Source organism: Filimonas zeae, from assembly GCF_014641615.1.
Classification (GTDB): Bacteria; Bacteroidota; Bacteroidia; order Chitinophagales; family Chitinophagaceae; genus Filimonas; species Filimonas zeae.
The window spans coordinates 1,348,730-1,374,855 of record NZ_BMIB01000002.1; the positions used below are offsets into that span (position 1 = coordinate 1,348,730).

General features: G+C 46.8%; 21 protein-coding genes and 1 other RNA gene. 5 read left to right on the forward strand and 17 right to left on the reverse strand.

Annotated features, from left to right (window positions below):
• Positions 1 to 3: 3 nt before the first annotated feature.
• The 10 genes from IEY13_RS12210 to hisG all read right to left on the reverse strand — a co-directional run bounded on the left by IEY13_RS12210 (position 4) and on the right by hisG (position 10,600).
• Positions 4 to 705, reverse strand: coding sequence for a phosphoribosylanthranilate isomerase (locus IEY13_RS12210; RefSeq protein ID WP_229687834.1), 702 nt, complete (start codon positions 703 to 705; stop codon positions 4 to 6).
• A gap of 18 nt (positions 706 to 723) precedes the next feature.
• Positions 724 to 1,500: an indole-3-glycerol phosphate synthase TrpC gene (trpC, locus tag IEY13_RS12215; RefSeq protein ID WP_188952357.1), complete on the reverse strand. Its 777-nt coding sequence runs from the start codon at positions 1,498 to 1,500 to the stop codon at positions 724 to 726.
• Positions 1,501 to 1,510: 10 nt separating this feature from the next.
• Positions 1,511 to 2,503, reverse strand: coding sequence for an anthranilate phosphoribosyltransferase (trpD, locus tag IEY13_RS12220; RefSeq protein ID WP_188952359.1), 993 nt, complete (start codon positions 2,501 to 2,503; stop codon positions 1,511 to 1,513).
• Between the two features lie 76 nt (positions 2,504 to 2,579).
• Positions 2,580 to 3,152, reverse strand: a complete 573-nt coding sequence (locus tag IEY13_RS12225; RefSeq protein WP_229687835.1) for an anthranilate synthase component II — start codon at positions 3,150 to 3,152, stop codon at positions 2,580 to 2,582.
• Between the two features lie 31 nt (positions 3,153 to 3,183).
• A complete protein-coding gene (locus IEY13_RS12230) occupies positions 3,184 to 4,614 on the reverse strand; it encodes an anthranilate synthase component I family protein (protein WP_188952360.1) in 1,431 nt (476 codons plus the stop codon).
• Between the two features lie 213 nt (positions 4,615 to 4,827).
• Positions 4,828 to 5,976, reverse strand: coding sequence for a bifunctional histidinol-phosphatase/imidazoleglycerol-phosphate dehydratase HisB (gene hisB, locus IEY13_RS12235; protein ID WP_188952361.1), 1,149 nt, complete (start codon positions 5,974 to 5,976; stop codon positions 4,828 to 4,830).
• 55 nt (positions 5,977 to 6,031) lie between these two features.
• The gene (locus IEY13_RS12240; RefSeq protein ID WP_188952362.1) at positions 6,032 to 7,324 is read right to left on the reverse strand and encodes a PQQ-dependent sugar dehydrogenase; all 1,293 of its coding nucleotides are present in this window, start codon (positions 7,322 to 7,324) and stop codon (positions 6,032 to 6,034) included.
• A 24-nt stretch (positions 7,325 to 7,348) separates the two neighbouring features.
• A complete protein-coding gene (gene hisC, locus IEY13_RS12245; protein WP_188952363.1) occupies positions 7,349 to 8,395 on the reverse strand; it encodes a histidinol-phosphate transaminase in 1,047 nt (348 codons plus the stop codon).
• Positions 8,396 to 8,418: 23 nt separating this feature from the next.
• Positions 8,419 to 9,696 carry a histidinol dehydrogenase gene (gene hisD / locus IEY13_RS12250; RefSeq protein WP_188952365.1) on the reverse strand — a complete coding sequence of 426 codons (1,278 nt, stop codon included), beginning with the start codon at positions 9,694 to 9,696 and terminating at the stop codon, positions 8,419 to 8,421.
• 19 nt (positions 9,697 to 9,715) lie between these two features.
• Positions 9,716 to 10,600 carry an ATP phosphoribosyltransferase gene (gene hisG, locus IEY13_RS12255; RefSeq protein WP_188952367.1) on the reverse strand — a complete coding sequence of 295 codons (885 nt, stop codon included), beginning with the start codon at positions 10,598 to 10,600 and terminating at the stop codon, positions 9,716 to 9,718.
• A gap of 265 nt (positions 10,601 to 10,865) precedes the next feature.
• On the opposite strand from hisG, the gene IEY13_RS12260 reads away from it, so the two are divergent.
• Positions 10,866 to 13,283 (forward strand): S9 family peptidase, encoded by a 2,418-nt coding sequence (locus IEY13_RS12260; RefSeq protein ID WP_188952369.1) that lies wholly within the window; start codon positions 10,866 to 10,868, stop codon positions 13,281 to 13,283.
• A gap of 385 nt (positions 13,284 to 13,668) precedes the next feature.
• Entirely contained in the window at positions 13,669 to 15,489 is a 1,821-nt protein-coding gene (locus tag IEY13_RS12265; protein ID WP_229687836.1) for a BamA/TamA family outer membrane protein, read from the forward strand.
• Between the two features lie 2 nt (positions 15,490 to 15,491).
• On the opposite strand, the gene IEY13_RS12270 is transcribed toward IEY13_RS12265, so the two are convergent.
• Positions 15,492 to 16,856 (reverse strand): GH1 family beta-glucosidase, encoded by a 1,365-nt coding sequence (locus IEY13_RS12270; RefSeq protein ID WP_188952371.1) that lies wholly within the window; start codon positions 16,854 to 16,856, stop codon positions 15,492 to 15,494.
• A 49-nt stretch (positions 16,857 to 16,905) separates the two neighbouring features.
• The gene (locus IEY13_RS12275; RefSeq protein WP_188952373.1) at positions 16,906 to 18,159 is read right to left on the reverse strand and encodes a peroxiredoxin family protein; all 1,254 of its coding nucleotides are present in this window, start codon (positions 18,157 to 18,159) and stop codon (positions 16,906 to 16,908) included.
• A gap of 87 nt (positions 18,160 to 18,246) precedes the next feature.
• Here IEY13_RS12275 and IEY13_RS12280 point away from each other — a divergent pair, with 87 nt between their 5' ends.
• Positions 18,247 to 18,663, forward strand: a complete 417-nt coding sequence (locus IEY13_RS12280) for a hypothetical protein (protein ID WP_229687837.1) — start codon at positions 18,247 to 18,249, stop codon at positions 18,661 to 18,663.
• A 64-nt stretch (positions 18,664 to 18,727) separates the two neighbouring features.
• Here the strand turns inward: IEY13_RS12280 and fsa are convergent, their stop codons facing one another.
• The 3 genes from fsa to IEY13_RS12295 all read right to left on the reverse strand — a co-directional run bounded on the left by fsa (position 18,728) and on the right by IEY13_RS12295 (position 20,898).
• Positions 18,728 to 19,378 (reverse strand): fructose-6-phosphate aldolase, encoded by a 651-nt coding sequence (gene fsa, locus IEY13_RS12285; protein ID WP_188952375.1) that lies wholly within the window; start codon positions 19,376 to 19,378, stop codon positions 18,728 to 18,730.
• A gap of 92 nt (positions 19,379 to 19,470) precedes the next feature.
• Positions 19,471 to 19,569, reverse strand: an RNA gene (gene ffs / locus IEY13_RS12290) — signal recognition particle sRNA small type.
• 48 nt (positions 19,570 to 19,617) lie between these two features.
• A complete protein-coding gene (locus IEY13_RS12295; RefSeq protein ID WP_188952376.1) occupies positions 19,618 to 20,898 on the reverse strand; it encodes a type IX secretion system plug protein in 1,281 nt (426 codons plus the stop codon).
• 85 nt (positions 20,899 to 20,983) lie between these two features.
• On the opposite strand from IEY13_RS12295, the gene IEY13_RS12300 reads away from it, so the two are divergent.
• Entirely contained in the window at positions 20,984 to 22,216 is a 1,233-nt protein-coding gene (locus IEY13_RS12300) for an ABC transporter permease (protein ID WP_188952378.1), read from the forward strand.
• A gap of 9 nt (positions 22,217 to 22,225) precedes the next feature.
• Here the strand turns inward: IEY13_RS12300 and IEY13_RS12305 are convergent, their stop codons facing one another.
• Positions 22,226 to 22,951 (reverse strand): RNA methyltransferase, encoded by a 726-nt coding sequence (locus IEY13_RS12305; protein ID WP_188952380.1) that lies wholly within the window; start codon positions 22,949 to 22,951, stop codon positions 22,226 to 22,228.
• Positions 22,952 to 22,956: 5 nt separating this feature from the next.
• Between IEY13_RS12305 and IEY13_RS12310 the strand changes: the two genes are divergently transcribed.
• On the forward strand, positions 22,957 to 25,410 hold the full coding sequence (locus IEY13_RS12310) for a BamA/TamA family outer membrane protein (protein ID WP_188952382.1): 2,454 nt from the start codon (positions 22,957 to 22,959) through the stop codon (positions 25,408 to 25,410).
• Here IEY13_RS12310 and truB read toward each other — a convergent pair.
• Positions 25,387 to 26,124 (reverse strand): tRNA pseudouridine(55) synthase TruB, encoded by a 738-nt coding sequence (gene truB / locus IEY13_RS12315; RefSeq protein ID WP_188952384.1) that lies wholly within the window; start codon positions 26,122 to 26,124, stop codon positions 25,387 to 25,389. The two genes, IEY13_RS12310 and truB, sit on opposite strands and share 24 nt — an antisense overlap.
• Positions 26,125 to 26,126 lie beyond the last annotated feature (2 nt).

The following is a 26,126-nucleotide window of genomic DNA, read 5'->3' on the forward strand; positions in this document are numbered from 1 at the left end:
TTTTTAGAATAGTTTAAGCCCGTCGAGAAAGGTGCTGATCTTACTCATATCTTTTACACCGGGCAGTACTTCAAATTTGCTGTTTACGTCCAGCGCAAACAGGTCTTTGGCTACGGAGGTTTTCTGAAACTCGTGCAGCTTGTCCACGTCGTCCGGCGCAATGCCACCACTCAGGAAAAACGGCTTCTGAATATTCAGGCCCGACAGCAGCTCCCAGTTAAACTTTTTACCGGTGCCACCAAAGCCCGCGCCTTCCGTATCAAATAAAAACATATCCGCCGAATCGTAGTAATCCTTAATCTTCCACATCAGGTTGTCTTCCTCACTTACCCGAAAGGCCTTGATCACCGTTACATAGTCGGCAATCTTTTCGCAGTAACGCGGACTTTCATCGCCATGCAGTTGTACCAGGTACAACCCGCATTCGTCTACCGTGCGCAATACATCTTCCACATTGGCATTTACAAACACACCTACCTTGTTAATGCGGCCCCTGATTTTCTTAATATCCGATGCCGGCATGCTTTTAAACACATACCGTGGCGATCGCGGATAAAAAATAAACCCGGCAAATTCAACGCCCATCGCATCCAGTTCCTGTACCTGATCTACGCGGGTCATACCGCATACTTTTACTCTGATACCGCGGTGCGCTTCAATAGAAGCACGCGGATGTTGCGGATTGTCGTAAGTGCTTTGTTCCATAGCCCCTTCTGGTTTTAGTTACAGTTGTTTAACAAAATCAGCAAAGGCAACCGAAGGCAAGGGCTGTTTCATAAAGTTCTCTCCTATCAGAAAACCTTTAAAACCAGCTTCTTTTAATGTTTTTATGGCTTCAGGGCTGCTGATACCACTTTCCGCTACTCCCGGCTTGCTGGCCGGCATATGGCTTATAAGGCGTAAAGAGGTATTAATATCCACTTCAAATGTTTTCAGATTGCGGTTGTTCACCCCCACCAGGTCTGTTTCATCACAAATATGCCCCAGCTCTGTTTCGTCATGTATTTCCAGCAATACCTCCAGCTGCAGACTTTTGGCAAAAGCAGCCAGTTTTTGTACTTCCTGCGGCGTAAGGCATGCTGCTATCAAAAGTATTACATCTGCGCCAATAGCCCTGGCTTCCGTGATCTGATATTCGTCAATTATAAAATCTTTCCGTAAAACAGGAATCTCATTCACCCGCGCTTTCAGCAAATCATCGCTGGTCCCCCCGAAAAACGACTCATCCGTCAATACCGACAACCCCGAAGCGCCGTATTGGGTATACGCTTTGGTTACATCCACCACATCTGCCTGCCCGTTAATGATACCTTTTGAAGGCGATTTGCGTTTAAACTCGGCAATAATTCCCGTACGCTCCGGATGCACCAGCGATTGTACCAGCGATAACGTGGGCCGGGTAAAAAGGGCTTGTTTTTCCAACTCCGCGCTGCTAACCAGTGCCTTCCGGGCCGCCACTTCTTCTTTTTTCTTTGCTACAATAGTATCCAGGATGTTCATGTGTGGTGGTTTATTGTAAGGAGATCAGTTTTTGTAAACAGGCGTTGGCTTTACCGCTTTCCAGGCTGTCTACCGCTGCTGCGTAAGCATCGCTGTAACTGCTGTAGTTACCCGTGCAGTTGAGGGCGGTAGCCGCATTGGCCAGTACCACGGCGTTCTGCGCCCAGGTGCCTTCTCCCTTTAATATGGTTTTGAATATACGGGCCGCTTCTTCGGGGGTATTACCGCCGTAAATATCCTGCGGTGTAACCTGGCGTTTACCGAGTTGCTCCGGCGTTAAGGTAGATTCTCCCGCCTGCGTAATTACCTTGGTATCTGCCGTAAGGGATATTTCATCGTACCCATCCAGACTATGAATAATGGTAAATGGTTTATCAGACTGTTGTAACAGGTAATTGTATACCCGGGCCATTTCCAGGTTATACACCCCTACCAGCTGATAAGCCGGAGAAGCAGGGTTTACCATAGGCCCCAGAATATTAAAGAAGGTGCGCAGCCCCAGGTTTTTGCGGATAGGCCCTACCGATTTTAATGCCGGGTGAAACACCGGTGCGTGTAGAAAACAAATACCGGCTTCTTCCACTTCTTTCTGTAGTTGCCCCGCATCACTTTTAAAACGGTAGCCCATATTTTCCATTACATTGGAGGCACCGCTAATGCTGGTGGCACCGTAGTTACCATGCTTGGCCACTTTCTGCCCTGCACCGGCTACTATAAAACAGGCCAGTGTAGAAATATTGAACGTGTTTTTACCATCTCCACCGGTACCTACAATATCCATTACCTTATAATCGTCCAGGTTCACTTTTACACACAGGCTCAGTAAAGCATCTCTGAAGCCCTGTAACTCATCAATGGTAACGCTGCGCATGAGAAAAACCGTAATAAAAGCAGTTACCTCATGCTCACTGTACATACCCGAAGATATGTTGGTGAGTATTTCCTTTGCCTGCTCGCGGCTCAGGTTTTTATGTTCAAATAAGAATTGTAATATCTTTTTCATTGTTTACTCAGATGTGTATGACTATCCGCTAACGGATAAGATGGTTAACTCCCCACTAAAAACTACCAACTACCAACTAATTCCTCAGCCAGTTACGGATAATGGCTTCACCCTGCGGTGTTAACACGCTTTCAGGATGAAACTGCACGCCCTTTATATCATAAGTTTTATGCTGTAGTGCCATAATATATCCCAGATCATCTTCGGCGGTTATCTCAAGTTCTTTTGGAAACCCCTCACTACTTACCACCCAGGAATGATAACGTCCTACATCAAACCTTTCAGGTAAACCTTCAAATAAGGCATTGGGTTTGGTAACCTGCATAGGTATGGCTACACCGTGGTATACGGTACTCAGGTTAATGAGTGTTCCGCCAAAAGCTTCACCAATAGCCTGATGCCCCAGACATACACCCAGTATAGATTTGGAGGCTGCATACTCCCGTATCAGTGGCAGCAGTAAACCTGCTTCGGAAGGCACACCCGGACCCGGTGACAAAATAATCTTATCATACCCGGCCACTGCTTCCAGCGCTATTTTATCGTTGCGATACACATCTACCTTCTGCTGCGTGATCTTTTCTACCAGATGCACCAGATTGTAGGTGAAGGAATCGTAGTTATCGAATACCAGTATTTTAGCAGACACGTTGTTTCGTTTTAATGCTTTTGAAATAGTGTTAGATTTCAGCTGCCAGTTGAATGGCTTTTTTCAGTGCCCCCAGCTTGTTGTTCACTTCCTGTAACTCGCTTTCCGGTTTGGAAGCCGCTACCACACCCGCGCCTGCCTGATAGTACAGCGTATTCTGCCTGCTCAGGAAAGTACGTATCATAATAGCCTGGTTACAGCTGCCATCAAAGCCCATAAAACCAATACAACCACCGTAATAACCACGGGCAGTAGGTTCTATGCTGTTAATCAGTTCCATTGCTTTAAACTTAGGTGCGCCGCTTAACGTACCTGCCGGAAAAGTAGCTGCCAGCAGAGAGAATGGATTTACACCACTGGTGGTTTTACCGGTTACCTCACTCACCAGGTGTATTACATGCGAGTAATACTGTACCTGACGGTAGTGCTTAACCGTAACATCGGTACTGATGCGGCTTAAATCGTTCCGCGCCAGGTCTACCAGCATGGTATGCTCTGCATTTTCCTTCGCATCTTCCAGCAACGCTGCTGCCAGCTGGCGGTCTTTTTCAGCATCACCGGTACGTTTAAAAGTACCTGCTATAGGGTGTACTACTGCCTGATTGTCTTTTACAATCAGTTGCGACTCAGGGCTGCTGCCCATTAATTTATAATCGCCGTAATCAAAGTAGAAGAGATAAGGAGAAGGATTAATATTACGCAGGGCACGGTATACATTAAAGTCGTCGCCCGCAAACTGCTGTTCAAAGCGACGGCTTAAAACAATCTGAAACACATCGCCACGCAAACAGCTCTGTATACCTTTCTGTACATTGGCCACATAATCTGCATCCTGCATATTAGAGGTTTCTGTACCTTTTGCTTTAAAAGGATATACAGGCACATCCTTGCTTCTGATTAAAGATTCCACTACTTGTAGTTCGCTGTCTACCCCATCAATCACGTTCTCGCACAGGTACATTTCATCTTTGAAATGATTAATGGCTATTACATACTGATACAACCGGTAGCGCATCATAGGCAACGGCGGATTTTCCGTACGCTCTGCGTTGTTTACAGGTGCTTCCAGATTAATGGTATCAAAAAATTGCACCGCATCGTAAGAAGAATATCCAAACAGCCCCTGTGCTATACGGGCAGCAGGCTCTGCAGCTTCGGCCACTTCAAAACCATTCATAAAATCCCAGATAATATCCGGCACTTTCTGACTGTCTTTTACAGGCTGTTTCTCCGGCTTTTGGGTCGGGTACTTTCTTTCCAGCGTTTGTTTATTGATAATTTCTATGCCGGCAATGGCGTTGATAGCGATAATAGAGAAGCTGTTTTCAGCAGCATGATAGTCGGTACTTTCGAGAAGAATGGTATCACGGAAACGATCGCGTAACCTGAGGTAGATGCCTACCGGCGTATACACATCCGAAAGCATTTTTTTGCAACGGGTAGTGATGGCTATTTTTTTCATTCTTTTTTTAGTTCAACAGTGTAAAAACAAAAAGGCCCCGACACGTCTGTCGAGGCCTTTTAATATTGTTAAGTACTGGCAATGCCACTACAAGCCCCGACAGGAGTTTGTATGCCACCACCAATGTTTGTTAATTAACTGTACTTTCATAACCATGCGAAAGTGCGACAGACTTCTCAATTCACCAAATAATATTTGCTAATAGCAAACATTTTACAGCACACCTTTGGTACTGGGCAGGTGGTTGCTTAACGGATCGCGTTTTACCGCCATGCGTATCGCCTTGGCAAAAGCCTTGAATATTGCCTCTATTTTGTGATGTTCGTTATCACCTTTGCATTCAATATTCAGGTTACAACGGGCAGCATCGCTGAACGATTTAAAGAAGTGAAAGAACATTTCCGTAGGCATCTCTCCTATCTTCTCCCGCTTAAACTCTGCATCCCATACAATCCAGTTGCGGCCGCCAAAGTCAATCAGCACTTTCGCCTCAGCCTCATCCATCGGCAGGGCAAAGCCGTACCTTTCCATTCCACGCTTATCGGCCAGCCCTTTGGCAAAAGCTTCCCCCAGGGCAATGCCGGTATCTTCTATGGTGTGGTGTTCATCAATATGTAAATCGCCTTCTGTTTTAATAACCAGGTCCATTTTACCATGGCGGGCAATCTGGTCCAGCATGTGGTCAAAAAAGCCCAGGCCGGTATGTATATCTGCCTTGCCGCTGCCATCCAGGTTCAACTCTACATGTATGCGGGTTTCGCTGGTATTGCGGTCGTGGGTTACTTTACGCAGGCCCAGTTTTAAAAACTCGTAAATGGCTTTCCACTCAGTGGTTTCCAATGCAATACACGCAGGCCAGCCACCTTCGGGCGGAGTTTGTTTTTCCAACTCATCCGCACCCAGTGCAGGGTCATTGTTAAGCCAGATAGCCTTGCTGCCCAGGTTACGCGCCAGCACCACATCGGTAATACGGTCGCCAATAACAAAACTGTTGGCCAGGTCGTACTCCGGGTTGTTCAGGTAACTGGTAAGCATACCGGTTTGCGGCTTGCGGGTGGGCAGGTTGTCTTTGGCAAAACTGCGGTCGAAAAATGCAGCGCTGAAATGAATACCCTCGTTTTCCAGGGCTTTCGTTACAAAGTTTTGTATAGGCCAGAAAGTATTTTCAGGATAGCCGTCTGTACCCAGTCCGTCCTGGTTGCTCACCACTACCAGCTCGTAATCCAGCTCAGCGGCAATGCGCGACAGGTAGGTGAATACACCGGGATAAAACTCCAGCTTCTCCCAGCTGTCAATCTGATAAGTGGGTGGCGCTTCCTTAATTAAAGTCCCATCTCTGTCTATAAACAAAACACGCTTCATTATTCGTAAAGTTGAATATAATAGCCGCCTGCACCAGACAGGCAGCTAATAAGGTTTAATAAAATATTCTGTAAATACGGCCGGTAACATCGTCAGATACATACAGCGAACCATCAGGCCCCTGTGCCAGTCCGCATGGGCGGTGTTTGGCTTCACCGGTTGATACAATGGTATCTGTTAAAGCAAAATTGTCGGCAAATATCTCCCACTCGCCGGAAGGCTTGCCATCTTTAAAAGGTACAAACGCTACAAAATAACCTTTCTGTTGCGGTGTGCGGTTCCAGGAACCATGGAAGGCGATAAAAGCACCATTGCGGTATTTTTCCGGAAACATGGTACCGGTATAAAACAACAGCCCGTTCGGTGCCAGGTGGCCGGGGAAGGCATACACCGGATCAATGGCTTTTTCGCCGCCGGTTTTCTTTCCATCACCACCATACTCGGGTGATAACATCTTTTTCTTCTGCTGCGGATCGTAGTAAATATAAGGCCAGCCGGCATCATCTCCTTTGTTCAGTTCGTACATACACTCTGCCGGTAATTCAGCGCCCTGCTGCTCGTTATAAAACTCAGGAAACATATCATATAAACCATCGCGGCCATGCTGCATTACAAACAGGTGGTTGTTGGTGGTATTCCAATCCAGCCCTACCACGTTACGCAGGCCTGTTGCATAGCGTACACCAGCAGCAAAAGGCTGGTTGGGCTTATCGGCTTTAAACTGCCATATGCCTGCTGCATAATCCAGCAACGGACAAGGCATTTTACCTTTGGAACCTTTGGCCCTGTCCTGCTCCTGGCAGGAGTTGGAAGGCGCACCTATGTTTACATAAATATTGCCTGCATTGTCCAGCACTACCGATTTGCTTTCATGCTGTCTGCGGAATAAAAGGCCGGTGATAATTTTTTCGGGTGCAGTGGGATTCATCACCTGCTGGCGCGCATCCAGCTGATAGCGGAATACTTCACTGTCTGAAGAGGCATACAGGTAATTATCTTTAATAGTAATGCCCGTGCCGCCATAGGTACCAAAACCCGTAATATTATCGGCCTTGCCATCTCCATTGGTATCTTTCAGCACCAGAATGCCTTTGCCGTCTTTAGCACGCCCCAGTTTTACATACACATCACCCTGTGCAGTAACTGCAATATGCCTGGCTTTGCCTATTCCATCTGCCACCTGCAGGGCCTTAAAACCTTTTGGCAGCACCAGCCCTAAGTTATTGGCGTCTGGCTGTAAACCGGCCTTGGCTACCCGGCTGCTATCTGCATCATAAGCAAAGGCAGATGCGGCTGTGGTCAGCAGCAGGCCCATAGCAACCTGCATATACAATATACTTTTCTTCATAGTATTGGTTATTTATCTACTACGCTAATTTAGATTATTCAGGGCATCTACCAGCGTGGTATTCTCCTGCTCGGTGCCAATGGTAATGCGCAAACAATCTTCGCACAGTTTTACATTACTTCTGTCGCGTACTACAATCCCCTGCTCCAGCAGTTTATTATATATGCCACGGGCATCTTTCATTTTTACCAGTAAAAAGTTAGCGTCAGAAGGGTATACCTTTTCCACATTGGGCAGCTGCACCAGCACTTCTGCCAGCGCATCGCGCATATCTACCAGCAGGCGTATCATATCATTCACCTGGCCTACTTCTTCCAGTGCCTGCAATGCCAGTTCCTGGGTAACCTGGTTAATATTGTAAGGCGGTTTAACCCTGTCCATCACCTCCACAATTTCCGGTGAGGCAAAAGCCATTCCCAAACGCAGGCCGGCCAGGCCCCATGCCTTACTAAACGTTTGCAGCACTACCAGGTTTGGATATTCCTGTAACTCCTGCACCCAGGAACGCTGGCGGGCAAAATTGATATAGGCTTCATCCACCACCACCAGGCCATTAAAGTTGTTCAGCACCATTTCAATATCCTCCCGGTTTAAACAGTTACCGGTAGGGTTGTTGGGCGAACACAGCCAGATGATTTTGGTGTTTTCATCCACCAGATTTTCCAGGTGAACCAGATCCAGCTGATAGTTATCCAGCAGCGTAGCTTTTTTAATAGCCACATCGTTTATTTCTGCACTTACCTGGTACATGCCGTACGTAGGCGGACAAATAATTACATTGTCTTTACCCGGCTGGCAAAAGCAGCGGTATAGCAGATCAATACATTCATCACTGCCATTGCCTAAAAAAATACGGTCTGTATTTACCGCTTTCACCTGGCTGATGGCTGCTTTCAGCTTTACCTGGTGTGGATCGGGGTACCGGTTGTACCATTTGTTAAGGGGCGAACCCAGACTGTTTTCATTGGCATCCAGAAACACTTTGGCTTCACCGCTAAACTCGTCGCGGGCAGAGGAATAAGGAGATAATCCTTTTATATTATTGCGTATAAGTTTATCTAAACTGAACATGATGGCAAATGTTTAATAAGTAATTATGCATTCAATCTTACTTTCACCGCATTGGCATGCGCCTGCAGCCCTTCGGCTTCGGCCATTTCTATTACCGCCTGGCCTATCTGCGCAATGCCTTCCTGTGTAAGCTTCTGGTAAGTAATCTTTTTTACAAAGCTGTCTACACTTACACCGCTGTAAGCTTTGGCAAAGCCATTGGTAGGCAGGGTATGGTTGGTACCGCTGGCATAATCACCTGCACTTTCCGGCGAATAATTACCCAGAAACACGGAGCCTGCATTTACAATACGTTCTGCAATAGCTTCATCGTCTTTACAGGAAATAATCAGGTGTTCTGCTGCGTACTCATTCACCAGTTCAATCGCCTCATCCAGTGTATCTACCACAATAGCAGTGCTGTTTTTCAATGCACCTTCGGCTATATCCTTGCGGGGCAGTTGGGCCAGCTGGCTTTCTACCTGCACCAGCACTTCTTTTACCAGGGCTTCGCGGTTGCTTACCAGCAGCACCTGGCTATCGGTACCATGTTCTGCCTGCGATAAAAGGTCTGCCGCCACATACGCCGCATTGGCTGTTTCATCTGCCAGCACACATACTTCGCTGGGGCCTGCAGGCATATCAATAGCTACCCCTTCCTGTTGTATCAGTTGCTTGGCGCAGGTAACATACTGGTTACCGGGGCCAAATATTTTATACACCTGTGGTACTGTTGCCGTGCCATAAGCCATGGCCGCAATAGCCTGCACACCACCCAGTTTAAAAATACGGGTAACGCCAACCTGCTGTGCGGCATATAAAATGGCAGGATGCAGCAGACCGTTTTTACCGGGTGGAGAACATAGAATAATCTCTTTACAACCTGCTATTCGTGCGGGAATGCCCAGCATTAAAATGGTAGAAAACAAAGGCGCGGTACCACCGGGTATATACAACCCTACTTTTTCAATACCCACGCTTTTGCGCCAGCATTGCACACCGGGCATGGTTTGTACCAGCTCCGGAGCAGCCACCTGTTTATTATGAAATAAGGTAATATTGGCAATAGCTGTTTGTATGGCAGCTTTTAACGTATCAGATAAGGTATTCACAGCAGCAGTTATCTCCGCTTCGCTTACTTCCGGTGTATCCTGTGTAACACCGTCAAACAGCTGTGTATATTTTTTCAGGGCGGCATCCCCCTCCTGCTTTACATCGTTCAGCACCAGCCTTACTTTTTCCTGTAAAGCAGTGGCGTCAATAGCAGGGCGCTGCAATAATGCTTTACGGCTTTCGGCGGATGGGTTTATATAAATCTGCATGTATTGTGTTTGAAAACGCTTACAGAATCATTTTTTCAATAGGTACTACCAGTATACCCTGTGCGCCGGCTGCTTTCAGCTTTTCAATAATATCCCAGAACTGGCTTTCACTTAACACGCTGTGCACGCTGCTCCATCCTTTTTCTGCCAGGGGTAAAACGGTAGGGCTTTTCATACCGGGCAGCAATCCTATAATTTCATCCAGCTTATCGTTAGGCGCGTTCAGCAATACATACTTGGTATTCTTGGCCTTCTTAACGGCCTGTATGCGAAACATCAGTTTATTCAGAATAGCCTGCTGCTCCTCACTTAAACCTGCACTGGTAATTAATACCGCCTGCGATTGCAAAATGGTTTCCACTTCCTGCAAACCGTTCATAAACAGAGTAGAGCCGCTGCTTACCAGATCACAGATGGCACTGGCCAAACCTATACCGGGCGCTATTTCCACACTGCCGCTGATTTCGTGTATCTCGGCCTGTACACCCTGCTGGTTCAGAAAATCCTGTACCAGTACCGGGTAGCTGGTTGCTATGCGTTTGCCCTGCAGGCTGGCGGCAGAAGCATAATCTTCGCCCTTGGGTACTGCAATAGATAAGCGGCACTTACCAAAGCCCAGCTTTTCCACTACTTCTACTTTCTTCTTCTTCTCGTATACTACGTTTTCGCCTACAAAACCAATGTCAGCTACTTTGTCTTCCACATACTGCGGAATATCGTCATCTCTTAAAAAGAATACTTCCAGGGGAAAGTTGCTGGCTTCACTCTTCAGTTTGTTAACGCCGTTACTGATGTCTATGCCGCATTCCTTCAGCAAACGCATAGAATCGTCATGTAAACGGCCCGATTTCTGAATTGCCAACCTCAGTTTCGTTACGGGTGCGGTAGTAATTTGCTGTGCCATATGTTTAAAAATTCACGTTTTACAATAGTTGTGGAAAATAAAAAAGGCCTACCTCGCGGTAAGCCTCTTAATGTTTTTATGTGGGTATGCACAAAACACCAACGACCTACCTTGCGGGTAAGTAATGATGATGGTGATGAATATGCATTTGTGTGTTCATGGACGCAAAAGTAGGGGGTTTTTCCATTTCACCGAAGATTTACCAAAAGAAAGTTTTAAAATTCATCGCAACTTAACTTAGCCCGGTAAATTCAATATATACATCATGAGAAGACTACACACTGCATTCTGTGCCCTTACCCTGTGTGCCGGCATACAGGCAAACGCCCAGGATGCCATTGGTTACCAAACGCCTCCCAAAGCCATTGCCGATCTGCTGCTGGCACGCCCTACGCCCAACGCCAGTATAGATGGTAAGGCTGAATGGATGCTGCTCAGCGACCGCAACAGTTACCCTTCTGTAGAAGAACTGGCACGCCCCGAGTTGCGTATAGCCGGCCTGCGCCTTAACCCCAATAACTTCTCGCCCAGCAGGCAAAACTTCATTAACAACTTCACGCTTCAACAACTCAGCACCGGCAAAACCTTTGCGGTTACCGGTTTACCGGCCAACATGCTTGCTACCGATATCAGCTGGAGCCCCGATGAAAAAAAGATTGCTTTTACCAATAATACCGCCAACAGGGTAGATGTATATGTAATTGACGTAGCTACGCGTAAAGCCACCCGCATTAACAAACAACCGCTGAATGTAGTGCTGGGCAATGCTTTTACCTGGCTAGATAACAATACCCTCTTATACAAAACCATCACCACCCCTGCAGGCACGGCACCTGCCCGTCCGCTGATGCCCAAAGGCCCCACCATTCAGCAGAACCTGGGTAAAGCTGCCCCCAGCCGTACCTATCAGGATCTGATTAAATCTCCGTACGACGAACAGCTGTTTGGCTTTTACGCCACCGCACAACTGGTAAAAAATACCAATGGTGTTGAAACCAAAATCGGCAAACCAGCAGCATATCAGTCTTTCAATTTATCTCCCGATAAAAAATACCTGCTGGTACGTCAGCTGGTAAAACCTTATTCTTATCTGGTACCCGCTAACGGCTTTCCGGCTGAGGTGAGTATACAAAACCTGAACGGTCAGGTTATTAAAGTACTGGCACAACTGCCTTCTTCCGAAACCTCCCCTTCCGGGTTCGACAACGTGCAAAACAAACCCCGTTCGTATGATTGGCGCGATGACCAGCCCGCCACCATTACCTGGTGCGAGCCGCTGGATAGTGGTCTTATCAAAAACAAAGTAGCTTTTCATGATGCGGTATTCAGTCTGTCCGCACCATTCACCGGCACCCCGCAGCAACTGGTAAAAACACAAAACCGTTTCCGTGGTATTACCTGGGGTAATGATACACTGGCTTTGATATATGAAGGCTTACAGGGCAAGCAAAGTGCTGCTATCAGCAGCCTTAACCCCACTACCGGTGTTACTACCAAACTAATTGAGCGCAACACCACCGATGCCTACAATAACCCCGGCACACCGGTAACCACTAAAAACAGTTACGGCCGCTCCGTTCTGCAAACAGTAGATAAAGGCACCAAACTGCTCATGAACAACGAAACAGGCAGCTCCCCTAAAGGCGACCTTCCTTTTCTGGCAAAGTTTGATCTGCAAACCCGGCAGAACGAAATTATCTGGCGCTGCAACGAAGGCAGTTTTGAATATGTAAGCGATGTACTGGATGCTAACAAGCTGGTATTACTTACCCGCCGCGAAACGCAGACAGATGCGCCCAATTACTTTATCAAAAATCTGATACTGCGTGTGGCAGACCGGCAGATTACCCGTTTCACCAACCCTTACCCGCAGCTGGAAGGCATCAGCCGTCAGAAAATCTCGTACCAGCGTGCAGATGGCGTAACCCTCACCGGCGATCTGTACCTGCCTAAAGGCTACAACGCCACCAAAGATGGCCCGTTGCCTGCCTTTATCTGGGCCTACCCACGCGAATACAATTCCGCTGCCGATGCTGCACAGGTAAGAGGTTCGCAGTACAAATTCACCACCATCAGCTGGGGATCGCCCATTTACTGGGTAACGCAGGGCTATGCCATTCTGGATAACGCAGAAATGCCTATTGTAGGTAAAGACGATAACACCAAACCGAACGATTCTTTTATTGAGCAGTTGCAGATGAATGCTGATGCTGCCATTAAAAAGCTTTCCGACCTGGGCGTGGGCGATAAAAACAGAGTAGCAGTAGGTGGCCACAGCTATGGCGCGTTTATGACAGCCAACCTGCTGGCACATACCAATCTGTTTAAAGCAGGTATTGCCCGCAGCGGTGCTTACAACCGAACGCTTACCCCCTTCGGATTCCAGAACGAGGAACGCACCTACTGGCAGGCCTCTAAGCTGTATTACGACATGAGCCCCTTCAGCTTTGCAGATAAAATTAAAACCCCGCTGCTGATGATTCATGGCGACTCAGATGATAACCCCGGTACCTTCCCTATTCAAAGCGAAAGACTGTTCAATGCCGTTAAAGGGCATGGCGGTACCGTTCGTTTTGTAAGTCTGCCTTTTGAGGCGCATGGCTACCGGGGTAAAGAAAACCTGTTACACATGCTGTGGGAAGAAAATGAATGGTTGGAAAAATATGTAAAACAGGCTAAATAATATAAGTTCCCTGAAGAAGCTGCCTCATATGCAAACGAGGCAGCTTCTTTTGTACCCATTCCCTGCCTTCTTCCACACACAGGTTTATCCGGCATTCTATTGTACTTTCTCTCTTATTATTTGCCACTTTCGTCAACGTTCAACCTGCGCTTACCGATACATTTCACCTTAACACCGACACCCCGCTTACTACCCTGCCCTTTCAGGCGTATTATTTATTGCAGCAGAATGGGTTGCCACTTAATCAGCCAACTTATCCTGCACAATTCTTGTACTCAAACAAAATGTTATTTTTCTTTATTATAATTAGTTTAATCTTAACTTGATAGTCAATTTATATCCTCCAACTGTGTCACGGTATTTTCTGATATGCCTTTGCCTTTTTATGTGTACAAGCCAAAGCGCTATTGGCCAGCAGCAGGATAGTATCCCTCACCCACCGCATGAAGATGCACGGCCTAAAAAAAGAAACAGCATCTTCCGTAAAGCAGGAGAACTGATATTGAATGCCGTTACACGCAGCGCCGGTACAGATACTAATCAGGTGGTGCTGAATGTAAAAGTGGAAGACCCTTATATGCCTTATAAGGATAAGATTATCCGTAAAATCCACATCAAACAGCTGGGCTTCGAAAATCCTATTAACGATACTACCCATCGCATATCCTATTTTGGTACCCGTTTGCTAAACAGTACCCACCGTACCACGCGTAACTGGGTTATACGCAATAACCTGTTTATAAAAGAAAACACGCCGGTAAGCACCCTTAAAATGGCCGATAACGAACGCTTTCTGCGTTCGCTCAACTTTATTCAGGATGCCCGTATTATTATAAAGCCTATCGAAAACGAGGAAGATTCGGTAGATGTGGAAGTAATTACCAAAGACGTATTTACCATTCAGTTTGAACTGAGCGATTTCAGCCCCGATCGTATACGCGGAAAAATAGGCGATGCCAATGCTTTTGGCCTGGGCCAGCTGATGCAGGTACGCTGGCTGTACGAGACCAAACGCGATCCTACATCCGGCTATGAGTTTCTGTACAGCAAAAGCAATATCGCCAACACTTTTATCAATGCCACACTGGCCTACTCCCGTATCAACGGCAGCCTGCGCGATGGGCATCAGAACGACGCAGGATGGCGTATTACGCTGGATCGTCCCTTGTATTCGCAATACGCCCACATTGCCGGTTCTTTATCCATAGGTAATAACCAAACCCATAATTACTACAACCAGCCCGATAGTCAGTTTTACAACTACCGCTACAGCGTTGTTGATGGATGGATAGGTTATAACCTGCGCACCGGCACCACGGAATACGACCGGCAATTTATCAGCGGCAGATATATGAACATGCCCTTTAGCAGAATGCCTTACCAGGTGGGCGATAAATACAATGAGCGCTTCAACAGCAAACAACTGATACTTGGCTCCTACACCTTTTTCAGGCAAAACTTTTACAAAACCAACTACCTGTACGGCTTTGGTATTACGGAAGACGTGCCCTATGGATATAACATATCGCTCACCGGCGGGTGGTACAAACAAAACAGCCTTGGCCGGGCCTATGTTGGGGCAGATGCCAACCGCTACATCATTACACCCAATGGCAACATTATTCAATACTTTATGCGCACGGGGGGCTTTTTTCAACGGGGCATATGGGAAGATGCCAATGTACTGGTAGGTGCCAGTATGTTCAGTAAACTGATGCTGGTAGGTGGCACCAAAGTAAGGCAGTACCTGCGCTTCAGTGCTACCCGGCAAATTAACCGGGTTACGTTCGATCCGCTGCGTATTGATAACGCCTTTGGTATCCGCTATTTCAGTTCCGATTCGGTGGTGGGCAATAAACGCATCAGCCTGCATAGCGAAACCTATTTGTTTTTAAAATACAAACTCTTCGGCTTTAAATTCGCGCCCTTTGTTTTTGGAGATGCCGCCTTGCTAACACCCGAAACCAAAGCCATGAAAAAGTCAGATCTGTATTACTTTATAGGTGGGGGCGTACGTACCAGAAACGAAAACTTTGTGTTTGGCACTATTGAGTTACGCGCAGTGTATTACCCCAAAACACTACCCTACACCAGCCAGTTTAAAATTATGCTTAACACCGATATCAACTTCCGCTTTAACAGTAACTATATTAAAGCGCCTGGGCTTATTCAGCTGAATAATGATGATAATAACAGTATTTATTAGCCCTATTTCTTCTGTAAAAAATCGCGGAACCAGTAACCGGAGTTTTTAATAGTGCGTAGCTGCGTGGCAAAGTCTACATGTATTAATCCAAACCTGGCTTTATACCCTTCGGCCCACTCAAAGTTATCCATCAGCGTCCAGGCAAAATATCCTTTTACATTTACGCCCTCCTGTTTGGCTTTCAGCAATGCCTGCAGGTATTCCTGAAAATAAGCAATGCGCGCATCATCTTTTACTTCACCGTTTACCAGCTCATCCTTAAAGGCTGCACCGTTTTCAGATATAATAATTTCTTTCACACTGCCATACATCCAGAATTTCTTTATCAGCCGGTAAAAGCTATCGCCGTTAATTTCCCAGCCCATAGCGGTGCAGGGCACTTTACGGGTTTTGCCTTTTACCTCTGTAGCCTGAATAATAGGAATAATGGGGCTGTATTTAATGGTAACCGGAAAATAGTTCTGCAGGCCTATAAAGTCGAAGTTAAAACGCATGCGTTCGGTAAACTTCCAGGCCTTGGCATGTATCTCCAGCTTTTCCAGAAACTTAAAATCTTCCTGTGGGTATCCCCTGCCCAGTGCAGGCTCAATAAACAGCCGGTTCATCAGCACATCCATGCGTTTGGCAGCTGCTATATCTTCGGGCCGGTCGCTGTAAGGAATTATTTCAGAGCAGGAAAACGTAGTACCAATACGTGCATCCGGTACTGCATCACGCAAAGCACGGCCACCATCTGCCTGGCATAGCACCGCATTGTGCACCGCCGGTAAAAAGTTAGACATACCTGTTTTACCCGGCGCATGTTTGCCCAACATGTACCCCAGTGATGTAAAGCCCATCGGTTCATTCAGTACAATCCAGTTCTTTACCCTATCGCCAAACGCTTCTCCACACACGGTAGCATAGCGTGTAAACCAGCGGGTCATACGGTAGCTGGTCCACCCACCTTCTTTTTCCAGCGCATAAGGTAAATCCCAGTGGTACAACGTTACATAAGGCACCATACCCAGCTTCAGGCATTCATCAATTACCTTATTATAGAAAGCAACGCCTTCTTTGTTTACTTTACCGGTACCATCGGGTAAAATACGCGGCCAGGATATAGAAAACCGGAACACGGTAAACCCCAGTGCCTTGGCCAGTAACAGATCATCTTTATAACGATAGTAAAAATCGCATCCATCATAGGGTTTGCCCCCTCCTTTTATCTTGCCCTGCCTGCGGGAAAACACATCCCAAATAGATAAGCCACGGCCATCCACATTGTAAGCACCTTCGTTCTGCTGGGCAGCCATAGCTATCCCCCATAAAAAATCATCACCAAATTGACTGGCCGCTAAAGGGCCACCTTTTAGGATTGTGCTCATAATCAACACATTTACAGGCAAACATGCAACAGCTATTCCAATTGCTATATTAAGGTTTTGTTACCGGCTGTTTCAATAACTCATCCATCAGCTTTTCAAACTCCTCTGTATACACTTTATAGTAGGTTCCGGTGCCCGGCCCCACAAAGCCATTATCAATTCTGGCCACCTTACCGGTTTTATCCAGTATAATAGAAGACGGAAATGATTTAATGGGCGTAAACTGTGGCAGTGTTTTCTCTGTACGCAGCGTATCGGTTACCGACACACCAGTAATCAACATAGGGTAGTTTACCTTAAAACGCTGCTGAAACCTGCGCAGGCTCTGCTGCGAGCGTTCAAAGCTGGTAGTATACTCATATGCCAATGCTACCATCTCCACCCCACGCCGGCGGTTTTTGTTGTAATACTCACTCAAAAAAGCAGTTTCATCCATACAGTTCGGACACCAGGAGCCCATCAGCTGTATTACCACCACCTTGTTTTTAAAGCGGTCATCTTTCAGGCTCACGACCTTACCGTCTATATCCTTAAAGCTAAAATTCAGGTAACCTTCCTCACCCCTTTTCAGGTACATCGCGGCCAGGTTGGGCAGGGTGGCAGTATCATTTTTTACGGCCGTCCAGGTTTGTTTACCTACCGGGCCTGCGTAAAAAATACCGTTTTCCAGGGCCTGCCCTCTTACTTCTGCACGTAAGCTAAAAGCATGGCTGCCATCAAAGGTAGACAGCTGTAACACATTCCCTTCCAGGTTACCCTCCAAAAACCGGTAATCACCGGTAGGGGTTAAAATGCTACCCGTTACTTTATCACCACGCTGTGTAAACACGCCAATAGCAGGTTCATCTGCCTTACCCTGTTTGTCGTAAAACAGTACCGACCACTTACCGCTCACATTGGCAGCAGGTGCTGCACCACCGGGTGTAAAACGATACGCAACGCGTGTGGTAGCCGTAAACGGCATTTCTATGTTTTTACCGGAAGAAGTGGCTTTAATCCATTTTCCTTCCAGGCTGTCTTTTCCATGTACACGTAACCGAAAGGCTGATTCAAAAAAAGGCATTGTCATCAACAACGAATCGCCGGTAAACTTCAGCTCTTTTACTGCCAGTTTTTCACCGGCATTTAATACATATAGTACAGGCTTGTTTTTCTGATACGCAAACAAAAAGTTAAATACAATATCCTGCCCATCCGCCCTGTGCAGTAATGCCCGCCATTTACCCGTCTGCAGCTGCTTCTGCGCAACGGCAGTCTGCAACAACGTAAGGGTAAAAAGCAATAAAACTGTTATTTTCTTCATGTGTTGGTTATTATTCGCTGAACAAATGTAGCGCTTACCGGTTTGTAACCGGCATAGTGGTTAGTTTTGTAACTGAATAAGTATACTATGAAACGGAAACGATGGCTCTTCCCTGCTTTTACATTGTTACTGCTTACAACAGGCTTTACCGCAGGTGCCCAGCAGGTAGACAGTATTTATTTTCACTTATATACCGATAGCCTTAAAAAAGGCGTGTACAACTATATTAACGTAGATGCCAGAATGAGTGATAATACCTGGCGGCCCCTCAGCGCGCGCGATGTGCAGTTTGCTTCCTCTTATGGTAAATGGGATGAATGCAACCTGATTATAGACTCTGCTATTACAGATGCTTATGTGGATGTAACGGCCACTTATAAAAAGCAGCCCGCACTTACCCGCTCGGTAAGAATCTATATAAAAGTACTGCCCGATCCGCCATTGAAAACCGAAGGTGAACTGAAACAGGATTGGGATACGCGCAAAAGGAAAAAGAAATCTTAAAAAATGTAGCCAATAAAAAAAGCCGCTTTGTAACAAGCGGCTTTTCTTATATAAAAAGGTAAGATTACATTTTCTTTGCATCTTCCAGAAACTTGGCCAGGCCAATATCTGTTAAAGGATGCTTCAGCAGCGCCAGAATAGAATCCAGCGGGCAGGTACAAACGTCAGCACCGGCCTCAGCACAACGGATAATATGGTTGGCGTTGCGTATAGAAGCAGCCAGAATTTCAGTTTTGAAACCCTGAACAGCAAAAATCTGAGCAATCTGCTCAATCAGTTGTACACCATCCCAACCGCTATCATCAATACGGCCCAGGAAAGGAGATACATAAGTAGCACCCGCTTTGGCAGCCAGAATAGCTTGTCCGGCAGAGAATATCAGTGTACAGTTGGTTTTAATTTTGTTGTCGGTAAACCACTTGATTGCTTTTACGCCATCTTTAATCATAGGCACCTTCACCACAATGTTTGGGTGAATAGCAGCCAGCTTTTTACCTTCTTCGATGATTTCTTCAAAGGTGGTAGACAGTACTTCAGCGCTGATATCGCCGTCTACAATATCACATATTGTTTTATAGTGGTTGGTAATATTGTCTGCACCTTTAATTCCTTCTTTAGCCATCAGCGAAGGGTTGGTAGTTACACCATCCAGGATGCCTAAATCATTTGCTTCTTTAATCTGCGCGAGATTAGCCGTGTCGATAAAAAATTTCATAACGTTACCCCGAGCGGGGCGCAATTTGAGTTAGATAATACCCCTGAAACTTATCTTGTGGTCCCCCTTCAGGGGGTGGAGGATAAAGGAAAAAAAGGCAGGCTTAATACATCGCACCGCTCAACCATCTACCCTTGCTACCTTCCGGTCCTGGGGGAGTTCAACAGGAGCTGGTCGTGTATGACCTGCCGGATGCAAATGTAGGCATTTGCAATTGAATACCAAATATTTCAAGCAAATTATAATTGTTCTTTTGCACCACGGCTGTTAACCGTAGTAAAGCCCACCAATCTGTCGTACCTGTCACTGAATCCTTTGTAATAAACAAGAATGGTGTAGGCGTTTTCCGTTTCCCAGTAATTGCCATCCGTATACGTCATCTCTCCCGCATTTGCATTTACCTGCTCAGGCGTAGCATAGGTATAGGTATAGTATCCCTGTTTCAGCAGCATTGTTTTTTCATATGCCCCCTTCTCCGCATTATACGTAAGCCGGCTATCCTCGTTGTATTTGTAATTGGTAAACTGCCCGGCAAGGTATACCTCTTTTCCGGCGTAGGGCTGGCGGTTCAGTGGCACCAGGGTAAAAGTAACATTGGCATAATCGCCCTGCCACCAGGGGTTAATATTATCTGTAGCACGGGTTTCAGAAAAGCCATTAAAATCGGCATATACTATATAACGGGCCTGCGTACGCTCCCCATCCGGCTTCAGCTGCACCTCAAACGGCTGGGTATTCAGGTTAGCCTTATCCATGCGGTCGCTTAAAAAACGAAAGCTTCTTAAATCGGCCCAGCGGTACTCCTTCCCTGCCGGAAACAGAAAATCGCGCTCTGCATTGTACTCAAAAACATTGCCGCGCATAAACATGGGCTGCTTGTCGGTAATAATATTATCCCACCTGAAATTCTGAATAGCCACCACCTTCAGCTGTTGTGCCGGGTTCAGCACACTCAGCGCGGTTTTGTCTATCGAAAACTGTAGTTTCTGGTGTGTGCGCAGCTTGTTCTGGTCAAACGGCTGTAAAACAACAGCGCTGATGGGTACCAGCTTATCCACAATCAGAATGCGGCGCGTAAACGCCAGCTGCGAGGTATCGCCATTTAAAAACACCTTCAGCAGAAAATTGCCGCTTTTAGAAGGGGCGCTGTTGCGTTCCGGCAGCGTAGCCTGGTAATGGATATAGGAAGTGGTTGCTATAGAAGAAGCACGGTATTGCGTAAGGCGGTTTTGTGTAAAACCCTGTATGTAGTCAAACGGACTTAAATCCACGGGTGTCCAGTCTGCGTTGCATAACTGATACGTATAGCTGTAGTTTTTCACATACCCATCCAGATCATCAAAATGCAGTTCCAGCGCCCCTACCGAACCTACAGACATAACCGGATAAGCAGTCTGATCGCCGGATGCATATAGCTGTACTGTTTTTACATTGGGCATATATACCCGGTCAGGCTCACGCTGGGCCAGGCCGGTAAAAGCAACCAGTAAAAAAACAGCCAGATAAGTAATGTGTTTCATTTTCTTCATTTAATGGATAAACCAATGTGGCACAGGGCCGAAAATAAAACATTTTCACGCGCTATTCCTTAGCTTTACCCGGCAAATGAATGTACCGGCTTATATAGCAAAAAGAATCGCTTTTAACAGGCAACGCTCCTTTTCCAGGTTTATAATACGCCTGGCCACCGCCGCCACCGCCCTCAGCGTGGCTGCTATGATTATTACCATTGCTTTTGTAAATGGCTTCCAGCGCACCATCAGCCAAAAGGTGTTCAGCTTCTGGGGCCACATCCGCGTGCAGCAGTTTGAGCCCAGCAAAGCACTGGTAGCAGAAGAAACCCCGCTGGAGCAGAATGCAGGTGTGGTAAACCTGCTTAAACACACCAAAGGCATCCGGCAGGTACAATCTTTTGCCACCAAATCGGCGGTAATTGATAAAGACCGGGAAATTGAGGGGGTATTGTTTAAAGGCGTGGATAAGGATTACGACTTTAACAACCTCAACAGTTTTCTTACCGCCGGCCGTTGGATCAGCTTTGCAGATACCCTGTACGCTAAGGAAATTGTAGTATCTGCCACTACTGCACGGCAACTGAACATACAACTGAACGATTCTGTAAACGTATACTTCATTTCTCCGGAAACCGGCAAAAGCAATTTCCGCAAACTGCACGTATGTGGCATTTATAAAACCGGTATTGAAGATTACGATAACCTGTTTGCCCTGGGCGATATACGTTTGCTGCGGCGCATTAACAACTGGGATAAGAACCAGATTGGCGGCTATGAGTTGTTTCTTACCGACTACCGTAACATGGATACCCTCAGCAATCAGTTATACGATAAGCTGCCCGATGTATGGGTAAGCCGTACTATTAAAGAAGTATACCCCAATATTTTCGACTGGCTGAATATTCAGGATGTAAACCGCGATGTTATTTTTATTATCATGGGTGTGGTGGCTATTATTAACCTTATTACCTGCCTGTTGATATTGGTGCTGGAACGTGTGCGTATGGTAGGCATATTAAAAGCACTGGGTAATCCAGACTGGGGTATTCAGAAAATATTCCTGTACCACACCGCCATTATATCCGGCACGGGTATAGCCATAGGCCTGTTTATTGGCATTGGCACCTGTTTACTGCAGCAATACACCGGCTTTATAAGCCTGGACGAAAGTGCCTATTATGTATCCGTAGCCCCGGTACACCTTATCTGGTGGCAGGTAGCAGCCATTTGCGCAGGCACCCTGGCGGTATGTGTAATAGCACTTATTATACCTACCCTGCTGGTACGCACCATTAAGCCCGTAAAAGCTATCCGCTTCAGTTAACCGGCACCGTTAACGTTTTCCGGCAAGGTGGCTGATAATAATACCGGTAGCTACCGCTGCATTCAGCGATTCTGCATGGCCTATCCGCGGAATAGTTACGGCATGGGTTATATAAGGCATCAAAGGGTCGCGTATCCCTTTCGATTCATTGCCAATTACCAGCACCCCTTCCGTTAAGGCCGGATGATCCATAATGCTCTGCCCGTTCAGCAACGCCCCGTATACAGGAACATGTATCTGAGGCATCAGGTTTTCCACCGGTAAATACCACAGCTGCACCCGTAAAAAGCTGCCCATGGTACTTTGTATTACTTTGGGGTTATACAAATCCACTGTATCCTCCGTAGCCACTATCTGGTTAATGCCAAACCAGTCGGCAATGCGTATAATAGTACCCAGGTTACCAGGGTCCTGTATACCATCCAGCAACAGGGTTACCCGGTTGCTAAAATCCGGCTGTCCGCTGCCGTAGCGCTGGCCTGCTACTGCCAGCACCTGGTTGGGTGTCTGGTGGTGGCTCAGTTTTTCCAGTTCCTGGTCCGAAACCACTGTGGCAGCCACCTGCGGGTTGGCTTTGCACCAATCAGCCAGTGCATACACGCTTTTTATTTCAAAAGAAGACTGCAGCAGCTCCTCTACCAGTTTTGGCCCCTCTACTACAAAAACACCCGCTTCTATCCTGTTTTTTTTCTGGTATAAACTTTGGATATATTTGACCTCGCTTTTAGTAACCATATCATATGATGTTTAACTGCAAACCCATTTTAATTGTCTGCCTTTTACTTGTAACGGTTTGCACGTTTACCATTTCCTGTTCAGAACAACGGCGTACTACAGTAAAGAACTATCCTACCGGTGTACCTTTTGTGTACAACAACAAAATTGAACTGAAAGGAAATTTGCCCAAAGATGAGAAAAAGCGCTTATTAACCGCGCTGGAGAATTACTGGGATGATAGTCTTCTGGCCCGCAGGGTACAGCAGTTTCTCATTTACTACCGCCTGAAAGATCCGCCCATACTGGATTCTACCAATATCAGCCGTACACAAACCTTTATGAGAGGTTACCTGAACTCGCAGGGTTATTACTCACCTGCATTCAATTCCAGAATAGATACCACGCTGTTTCAAAGGCGGAATGCGCCATTACAAAAACGCGCCACGGTAACCATGATTATTGAGCCGGGCAGGAATATGCAAATTGACTCTGTATACTACAGCCTTATAGATAGCAACCTGCAAAAACTGGCGCTGGCCGGCAGTCGCGACAGCAAGCTGAAAAAAGGTACTCCTTACTCCAAAGAAGTAATAGCGGGCGAACTGGACCGCCTGGTTACGCAATACCGGCAAAATGGCTATTACCTGCTTACCCGCGATCAGCTGGTGGCAGAAGGAGATACAACAGACAAAGCCTTACTGCAGCTTACAGTAGACCCGTTTGAGCTGGCAGGCAGACTGGCTGCAGCAGCAGAACGCAGAAAAAACAATCCAACAGTTGATCTGGCTGTTTTTCAGCGGGGTGAATACTATAAAAGCCATTATAACGACAGTTCGCTGATAGATACTGCCGCGCTTAAACCCTACCGCATAGGCAATGTATACTACTACCCGGAAACCAAAACCACGGAAATTCCGGATAGTCTTATGAGCAGCAACGACTTCAAAACCCTGGAGCGCCGCCAGTTTACCATGCTGTATAAAGAAGGTACTTTTGTTGACAGGCCCCTGCGGGATCATAATTTTCTGCGCCCCGGCACCCTGTATAACGAAGACCTGTATTATAAAACCGTCAACAGCTTTTCCAATATCGGTGCCTGGGCAAGGGTAGATTCGCGCAGTGTAATACACGGCGATTCGGTAGATTTTTACATGTTTATGGTGCCCGCTATACGGCAAAACATTACGTACGATCTGGAAGCCAGTTATAATACCGGAGATGTTATTGGCGCCGCCAACAGCCTGTTTGGTATAGCCTCCAGTGTTACTTACCGCCACCGCAACGTGGCACGCCGGGCCATACAGTCTGCCACCAGCCTACGTGGTGGTGTGGAATTGAATATTGATAACAGTAATAACGGCAACCTGTTGCAAACCACACAGGTTTCTGCCAGCCAGCGTTTTGTTTTTCCGCGCATCATGTTTCCGTTCAGCGATCGTAACCGGCACCGGCTGGATGCACGGCAAACCATTTTCAGCATTAACGGCTCCTATACCAACAGAAGAGATTATTACGAACTACGTTCTATGACCACCAACTGGGGCTACGAGTGGCGTAAACGCAACCGCCTATGGTCTTACAAACTGTTAAATGTAGAGCTATATGCACTGGATACCCTGCAAGGCCTGCGCGATGCGTTTGTAACCAACCCACTGCTGCGTACTGCCTTTAACACGGGCTCGGTAGTTGGTCAGCAATTCAGTTATCAGGTAAGCTATCCCGATAAAAACCGACCTGCGGTTAATAACTTCTTCCGCTTTGCTGCTGAAGAAGCGGGACTGTACATGGCTCCTTTTAAAACCATGCACGACCGTATTTACCGCTACGTAAAGTTTGAAGGGGAATACAAACGCACTATTCCCTTCCGTAAAACCACCCTGGCTTTACGCACCTATGGCGGTATAGGCATCAGCTACAACAGCAATAAAGAAAAATTCGGCAATACACTCCCCTTTTTTAAACAGTTTATTGCGGGCGGCCCCAACAGTATGCGCGCCTGGGGCCTGCGGCAACTGGGCTTAGGCTCTTCGCTGTTAAGCGATACCTCCGGCTCGTTCCGCGACCGTTATGGCGATATGCAGCTGGAAGCCAACGTGGAATACCGCTACCCGGTAGCCACTATGGGTAGTGTACGCATTGGCGGTGCTTTTTTTGCTGATATGGGTAATATCTGGAATATCCGTAAAACAGCAAGCAACCCCAACAGCGAATTCAACCTGGGTCGTTTGGGAAAAGATGTTGCTATAGGTGTGGGTACCGGTATCCGGTTCGATTTCAGCTACTTTCTTATCAGACTTGATCTGGGTATTAAACTGAAAGACCCTGCACGCCAGGAAAACAACGGCTGGCTCAATCTTACCAGATTTACCTGGCGTAACGATGAGTTTGTGGTTAAAGATGCTACAGACCCATCCGGCCAGCGTACCATTAACAGAAACAATTATGCAGTGCAGTTAGGCATCGGGCTGCCCTTCTGATGCTGCTGCGGGGGCGGCTTTCAATTGCTTCAGATGGTCCATTACCTGTTCCAGGCTCTGCGCCTCAGTCAGCGAAAACGCACCTATACGCGTACGACATAAGCTGCTCATATACGCGCCAACGCCCAGTTCCTTACCATAGTCATGTGCCAGGCTGCGTATATAGGTACCTGTGCCGCACACTACTTTAAAATGCACAACCGGCAGTTCAATACGGGTAATTTCAAAACTGTGAATAACAATAGGGCGTGGGTCTAATTGCACCTCAATACCCTTACGGGCCGCCAGATACACGGGTTTGCCGTCTTTTTTAATAGCAGAATGTGCGGGAGGCATCTGCATAATGCTACCTGTAAAGGGGCGGGTAGCATCGTGCAGTTGTTGTGTGGTTAAACCACTGATATCTTTAAAGTTTTCCGGTTCACTTTCCAGGTCATAGGTAGGTGTGGTAGCACCCAGGGTAAACGTACCTGTGTACTCCTTTTCCATGCCCATGTACTCGTTAATTTTTTTGGTAAACTTTCCAGTGCAAATAATAAGCATACCGGAAGCCAGCGGATCCAAAGTGCCTGCATGCCCCACTTTCATTACTCCTGTAAGATTGCGTATTTTCTTTACCGCGTCAAACGAAGTCCATTGCAAAGGTTTATCTACCAAAATTACCTGCCCTTCCAGGTAAGGCTTCATAGCCTCGTGTACCGGCTTTTGTTTCATAA